Annotated in this window: 7 protein-coding genes; all 7 read right to left on the reverse strand. The window is 73.6% G+C overall.

Going from position 1 to position 6,851, the window contains the following annotated elements; genetic code table 11:
• Positions 1-66: 66 nt before the first annotated feature.
• Positions 67-1,875: a protein kinase domain-containing protein gene (locus BL253_RS09810; protein ID WP_076815607.1), complete on the reverse strand. Its 1,809-nt coding sequence runs from the start codon at positions 1,873-1,875 to the stop codon at positions 67-69.
• Positions 1,876-2,140: 265 nt separating this feature from the next.
• Positions 2,141-3,010 carry an alpha/beta hydrolase gene (locus tag BL253_RS09815; protein ID WP_131831476.1) on the reverse strand — a complete coding sequence of 290 codons (870 nt, stop codon included), beginning with the start codon at positions 3,008-3,010 and terminating at the stop codon, positions 2,141-2,143.
• A gap of 357 nt (positions 3,011-3,367) precedes the next feature.
• On the reverse strand, positions 3,368-4,213 hold the full coding sequence (locus BL253_RS09820) for an enoyl-CoA hydratase (RefSeq protein WP_076815611.1): 846 nt from the start codon (positions 4,211-4,213) through the stop codon (positions 3,368-3,370).
• A 123-nt stretch (positions 4,214-4,336) separates the two neighbouring features.
• Positions 4,337-5,314 (reverse strand): aldo/keto reductase, encoded by a 978-nt coding sequence (locus BL253_RS09825; protein WP_076815692.1) that lies wholly within the window; start codon positions 5,312-5,314, stop codon positions 4,337-4,339.
• A gap of 62 nt (positions 5,315-5,376) precedes the next feature.
• The gene (locus BL253_RS09830) at positions 5,377-5,892 is read right to left on the reverse strand and encodes a MerR family transcriptional regulator (RefSeq protein ID WP_081438171.1); all 516 of its coding nucleotides are present in this window, start codon (positions 5,890-5,892) and stop codon (positions 5,377-5,379) included.
• A gap of 152 nt (positions 5,893-6,044) precedes the next feature.
• Positions 6,045-6,596: a flavoprotein gene (locus tag BL253_RS09835; RefSeq protein WP_076815613.1), complete on the reverse strand. Its 552-nt coding sequence runs from the start codon at positions 6,594-6,596 to the stop codon at positions 6,045-6,047.
• A gap of 39 nt (positions 6,597-6,635) precedes the next feature.
• On the reverse strand, positions 6,636-6,851 hold a 216-nt coding region (locus tag BL253_RS09840; protein ID WP_198946227.1), incomplete at its 5' end, for a transposase.

A 6,851-nucleotide genomic window follows, 5' to 3' on the forward strand; every position in this document is an offset into this window, starting at 1 on the left:
TCGACCATCAATCGCGTCCAGGGCAGGAGCCGGGCGGTTTCCACCGGCGATCCCCACGATCCTGGGCTAGCCGCTTCCGGTCCTGCGGGCCCACAGCACGGTGCCGTCCTCGAGGCAGATGACGAGCTCGCCGTTGTCACGCATCCAGAGGTACATGTCGGACCCGTGGGTATCCGAGCTCCAGTACACGGTCGTCCCGTCGTTGCCGTAGAGCACGAGATCGCCGTCGTCGCGCATCACGGCGTAGGACGCCGCGGTCCCGCCGGTACCGGACTCCCAGGCAGGGGTGACCGCGCCGGGGCCTTCGGAGTACACGACGAGGTTCCCGTCGAACTGCATGGCCGCCACGAACCGGCCGTTGCCCGATACCAGCTTCTGGCCCTGTCCCATCCGCTGGCCGGGTTGGAGGACGGCCTGGGCGGGGCCGGGCAGGCCTGGGGACGAGGACGGGATCTGCGAGTGGGAGCCGCCCGTTGTCGGCGGCGGTGGCGGCGCGGAGTCCACCGGGCCAGGCGGTGGCTGTGCTGGCTGTGTCGAGGGCGGCGGCAGGGACGGCACCGTTTCGGTCAGGAGCGAGGACGTCGGCGCCGCGCTGCTGGGCGGGCCGGCGCTGAGGCTGGCGCCGAGCGGCGGCTCGCTCAGCGAGCTTGGCCCACGGCTGCGCGGTACCAGTATCAGGGTGAGGGCGACGACCACGGCGAGGCTGAACGCGGCGGGTATCCACCAGTGCGGCACCGTGCGGCGCGGGCCGGTGCCCGGCTGCTTCGCGGCGCTGCCCGGCGCTCCCGCGCCGCCCGCCAGGCCGTCGGGCCTCGCGGGCTCCTGGCTCGGGTGCACCGGCCGGCCATCCGGCCGGGGGCCGTGGATCCCGGCCGGGGTCCCGTTGGACAGCGACGGCGGACCGGCGGGGCTGGGCAGGGACGGCTGGGGCGTGGCGTGGATGGCGGGCGCGTCGGCGACGAGGACGTCGTGGGCCGGGGGCGGCGCCGGGGCCGGGATGGCGGGCGTGACGGGCAGGCCGAGCTCCGCCTGGGCGCTCCGGATCGCCGCGGCGAACGCGGCCGCGGACGGCCACCGGTCCTCCCGGTTGACGGCGAGGCCCCGCCGCAGCAGCGCGCGCAGCGGCCCGGACAGGCCTATGCCGGCGTCGCGGGGCAGGCCGTAGCCGACCCGCTCGATGAAGGCGCCCGTGCCCTCCCCGGGCAGCTGCTCGAACGGCGGCGTGCCCGTGAGCATCTCGAACAGCGTCGCCGCGAGGCTCCACACCTCCGACCGCGGCGAGAACCGGCCGTGGAAGAGCACCTCCGGCGCGGCATAGGCCTGGGTGAAGCCCTTGACGGTGACGGACGAGCGGCCCGACGCCACCCAGACCGAGACGCCGAAGTCGCTGAGCAGCGGATGCCCGTCGCCGGTCAGCAGGATGTTCCCCGGCTTCACGTCGCAGTGCAGGACCGGCGGGGTCAGGCCGTGCGCCCAGGCGAGCGTGTCGGCGACGAGGGCGCCGGTGCGCAGGGCCTCGGCCTGGGTGAGCGGCCCGTCGCGGCGCAGCGCCCTGGACAGGGTGCCACCCGGGACGAACTGCATGCACAGCCAGGGGCGGCCGCTGGGGGTGACCCCGGCGCTGTGGACGGAGACGACACCCGGGTGGGCGGAGAGCCGGCCCAGCGTCGCGCACTCGAGGCGGAACGCGGCGAGTGCCGCCGGGTTGTCCGTGAGCGGCCCGGTGAACAGCTTCAGCGCGACGGTGCGGCTCAGCGCCTCGTCGTACGCCCGGTACACCTGGCCGGCCGACCCGGACCCGACGGGCGCCAGCTGGCGGAAGTTGGGTGGGAGGTCGCGGGCGGACCCGGTGTCCGCCGATGAGTCGACCGTCATTCCCGTCCCCCGCACCGCTGGAGTCCAGCCCTTGTCAAGCCTACCGAGACCGGGATTAAACGACCGGTAAAGGCGGCGGTACGGACCGTCCGTGCGACCGAGATGCACCCTCGGTGAGGTCTCCGCGGGAAGCGTCCTTCCCGGTCGGGCAGACGGGCGCAGGCGCGCGTCCGCCCCGCGGGCCCGGCGGGAAGCCTGTCGCCCGGCGGGCCCGCGTGCGGACTGGGCCGGCCCTCGTCGGCCGTGCCCGGCGCCGTCCTCATGATCAGGAGTGGCGGGCGAGGAAGTCGACGAGATGGCGGGTGAAGACGGGCCGGGTCCGGCGTTCCAGATGGATCCAGTGGCCGGCGCCGGTCAGGTGGACGACCTCGGCTGACGGGTGGTCCTCGGCCAGCTGCTTGGCGTGGGCGGTGGTGAACACGGCGCCGAGCGCCTCGTCGGCGGCGAGGAGGAGGACCGGCACGGGCACCGGCGCGGACGTGTCGAGAGCGGCCAGCATCGAGCCGTCGAGGACCGCGTCGATCACCCGCACGTCGACGTGCTTGAGGCTGAACGCGGTCGCCTCGACCGCGTCGCCGGTGTAGGCGACCCCCATCGTCGGCGCGGACCCGGGGTCGAACGACGTCCTGGCCAGTCGTTTCGAGATCTCGTCGATGGACACGCCCTCCCGCTGCCACTGGTCGGCGGCGGACCGGATCCGCGCGAAGACGGTCCCGGCGGGGGAGCTGGCGTCGTCGGCGCGGGAACCGCGGAACAGCGGTGGATCGCCGAGGAGGAGAGCGGTGACGAGGTCGGGATGGCGCTGGGCCACGGCCCAGGCGACGGCCCCGCCGAGCGAATGCCCGACCAACGTCGCCGGGCCGCCGACGATGTCGCGCAGCACCACGGCGATGTCGTCGGCGAAGTCGGGAAGCAGGTAGGCGTCGGGCGCGCGGTCGGAGCGGCCATGTCCCCGGAAGTCGACCTTGACGATCCGCCGGTCGGCCGTGACCGCCGGAGGCAGCCAGTCCCACACCGTGCCGCTCGAGGCCGCGCCGTGCAGGAACACGACCGGTCGGCCGTCGGCGGGCCCCGCGAGGTCGGCGTAGACGCCGATCCCATCCCGGTCGACCCGCATGATTGCCCGTCTGCCCACCACCGTCGCCTCCGTCCTCGATCAGCGCCGGTCACGTCAGGCTAGACCGAGCGGGCGCCGCGCGCCGCTGTTACTGAACGTCCATTCATGAAACCGCGTGGGCCCGTCCCGGTTGATCGCCGCACGGCCTGACGGGAGACCCGGCGGCGGAGAAGTGCCTGCCATGCGGCACAATCCCAGCCTCCGGCCGCGGGAGGACCGTGCGGGACCGCTGACCCCGCACCGCCGTGACCTGGGGCGACGGCGCTCCGTTCGGCCGCCGCGACGTCGTCGACGCGTTGTGACCGCCACGGCCACGGCCACGGCCGTGCCCGGTCGCGGTGGCGGGTCTGGCCCGGGCGGGGCGAACGGCGCGGTTCACGGGCCGGACTGGGCGCGGCCGCGTGCGGCGACCGCGGCCCGCCTGGACGCGACGTCGCGCGTTCCCGGCTCCCACGTCTCGGCGAGGACGCCCTCGAGCAGATGCGCCTCGGTGAGGGTCGCCGTGTCGGCCAGCTGGCGGTAGTGCCGCAGCAGCCGCCGCACGCCGCGCTGGTCGTTGCTGACGATGTCGGCGGCCAGCCGGCGGGCGAACGGCAGCAGGTCCTCGTGCGGCACGACGTGGTTGACGAGGCCGAGGCGCATGGCCTCCTCCGCCGTGACGAAGTTGCCGGTCAGCGACATCTCGATCGCCCGGCGCAGGCCGATGGACTGGGCGAGCAGCACGGTGAGGCCACCGCCGGGCATGATCCCGATCCGGGCGTGGGTGTCGGCGAAACGGGCGCGTTCCGACGCCACCAGGAGGGTGCACTGCAGGGCGATCTCGAGGCCGCCGGTGACCGCGACGCCGTTGATGGCGCCGATCACGGGTTTCGAGATGACGGGCAGGAACCGGAAGAGGCCGTCCGCGCCGCGCTCGGGACCTGTGCCCTCGGGCCGCTTGTCGGCCGAGGGCGCGGTCTCGCCCGAGACCTCCTTGAGGTCGACGCCGGCGCAGAAGGCCGGATCGGCCCCGGTGACGATGACCGCGTCGACGTCGGGGTCGTCCTCGGCGGCGTTGATGGCGTCCCAGAGCGCGTAGGTGACCGCGCGGCTGAGCGCGTTGCGCGCCTGGGGGCGGTTCAGCGTCACGGTCGCGACGCGGTCCGCCACCTCGTAGCGCACCACGGGCGCGCGGGCCGCCGTGTCGGTCTCGCCGGCTAAGGGAACTATGTTCTCCGTCATCGGAACATAATTCTCCCGCGCGGTCGCCCCGGAGCGCAACCGCGGGGCGGCGGCCCGTGCCCATGGCGGCGCGGCGGGTGGCCGCCGAGGGCCGGCGGCGGGCCGCCGCGGACCGCGGCGCGGCTACCGGTTGACCGTCGACATGTCGGCGTAGCGGTCGCCGCGGACGGCGTCGCCGGCGGCGGCGAGCTCGGCCAGGTCCTCCGGGGTGAGCTCGACGGCGGCCGCCGCCACGTTCTCCTCCAGATAACGGCGCCGCTTCGTGCCCGGAATGGGAACCATGTCGGCGCCCTGAGCGAGCACCCAGGCGAGCGCGACCTGGGCGGGCGTGGCCCCGTGCGTCGCGGCGATCCGCTCGACCTTCGCGACCACGGCGAGGTTCGCGTCGAGGTTGTCGCCGGTCAGCCGGGGCATGTTGGCGCGGAAGTCGTCGGCCGCGATGTCGGCCGCCTTCCGGAAGGTGCCCGTCAGGAAGCCGCGGCCGAGCGGGCTGTAGGGCACGAAGCCGATCCCGAGCTCACGGGTCGTCGGCAGGATCTCCGCCTCCGGCTCGCGGGACCAGATCGAGTACTCCGTCTGCAGCGCGGTGATCGGGTGCACGGCGTGCGCCCGCCGGATCGTCGCCGGTGCCGCCTCGGACAGCCCCAGGTAGCGGACCTTGCCGGCGGCGACCAGCTCGGCCATCGCGCCGACGGTCTCCTCGATCGGCACGTCCGGGTCGACGCGGTGCTGGTAGTAAAGGTCGATGTGATCGATCCCCAGGCGGCGCAGCGACGCGTCGCAGGCCGACCTGACGTACTCCGGGCGGCCGTTGACGGGGCGCGCCGCCAGGTTCACCGGGTCGTAGACGATGCCGAACTTCGTCGCGACGACCACCTCGGCACGGCGGCCGGCGATCGCCCGGCCCACGAGCTCCTCGTTCGTGAACGGGCCGTACCGGTCGGCCGTGTCGAGGAACGTCACGCCCAGGTCGAGGGCGCGGTGGATGGTGGCGAGGGACTCGTCGTCGTCGCGTCCGCTGTAGAAGTCGGACATTCCCATGCAGCCGAGGCCCTGGGCCGAGACGACCAGCCCCTGGCCGCCCAGCGGGACCTGGGCCAGCGCCGACGAGGTCGACGTGGACGAGGTCGACGTGGACGGCGTGGAGGGCGGTGTCGATGACATCAGATGAGCGTCCTCTCCGTGTTGAGCTCGCTCTTGCTCGCGTACATCTCGATCTTGGTGTCGATGGCATCGAGGTGGCGGCTGACCTCGGCCAGCCGCTCGGCGACCCGGCGGCGATGCCCGGCGAGCAGTTCCAGCCGGCGGGCCTCGTTGCCGCCCCCTGCCCGCACCAGTGCCGCGTACTCGGCGATCTGGCGGATCGGCATGCCGGTACGCCGCAGCGCCGTCAACGTGCTGATCCAGCGCAGGTCCTCGGCTGAGTAGCGCCGGTGACTCGACGACGCCCGGGCCACCCGGTCGCRCATCAGACCGGCCCGTTCGTAGTAGCGCAGCGTGTGCGCGGTGACTCCGCTGACCCTGGCCGCCTGGGTGATGCTCAGCCCGTGACCGGCCTCCGCCTCGGTCGGGGCGCATGACGGGTCGCCAGCGTCCCGATGGTCCGCGTCGCTCAGGATGCCGTCGCCTGCGGCGGCGCGGGGCTCGGGCAGCATCTGGGCGGTGCGACCATCGACCATGCCTCAACGCTAGAACTTCGAGCGCGCTCCAAGTCAAACGTCGACCGTGGCACCCGGGCCCCACACGCGTCCGCCCGCCCCTACGCCGTCCCCCGCGTCAGCCGGGGGACCCGCGCGCCGGGCGCGGCGCGCCGCGTGCCGCGCGCCGGGCGTCAGCCGGCGGGCCGGGCGCGGAGCTCGGTGGCGAGGTGGGAAAGCTGTCCGGTGAGCGCCTCCCAGGGAAACCGTGGGCCGTCGGCCGGTGCCGCGTCCCGCTGGGCCGGGGCGAAGTCCTCCTCGTCGAAAAGGACACGCACACCCCAGGAACGCAACGCCATGAGGCTCGCGCCGAAGGCGGGGTGCCGGGCGAGCTCCCGGTTGGGAAACGGCGCGAGCAGGATTGGTTTCCCGGCGCCGAGGCCCTCGTTGACCAGGCCGAGCACGAGGGTGTCGGAGATGCCGGCGGCGAGCTTGTTCACCGTGTTGAACGTCGCCGGCGCGACGGCGAACGCGTCCGCCGGCGGAAGGACGTCCGGCTCCTCGGGGCGCTTGTACTCGGAGCGCACCGGGTGCCCGGTCAGCTCGGCCAGACGCGCCGCGTCCAGGAACTTCATCCCGGCCGGCGTCGCGACCACGCACACGTCCCAACCCGCGGCGAGCGTCCGCTCGACGAACGGCTCGACCTCGTGCGCCGGCTGCCCGYCGCACACGAGGACGTAAAGCACTCCTAGTGCAGCTCCGCGTAAGTCTTGCTGGGGTTGTCATCAGGCGGCTTTCAGGGGYTCGCCGGTGTAGGTCCAGCGGTATGGCTTGGCAGTGCGGTCGTGGACTTCGATGAAGTGGAGGATCTTGTTGGCGAGGTTGTCGCGGGAGGTGAAGTCGCCGCGGCGCAGGAGCTGGCGGGTGAGGGTGGAGAAGAAGATCTCGACCATGTTCAGCCAGCTGGCGTGCTTCGGGGTGTAGGTCACGACGAACCGGGG

It is taken from the genome of Pseudofrankia asymbiotica (genome assembly GCF_001983105.1).
GTDB classification, from domain to species: Bacteria; Actinomycetota; Actinomycetes; order Frankiales; family Frankiaceae; genus Pseudofrankia; species Pseudofrankia asymbiotica.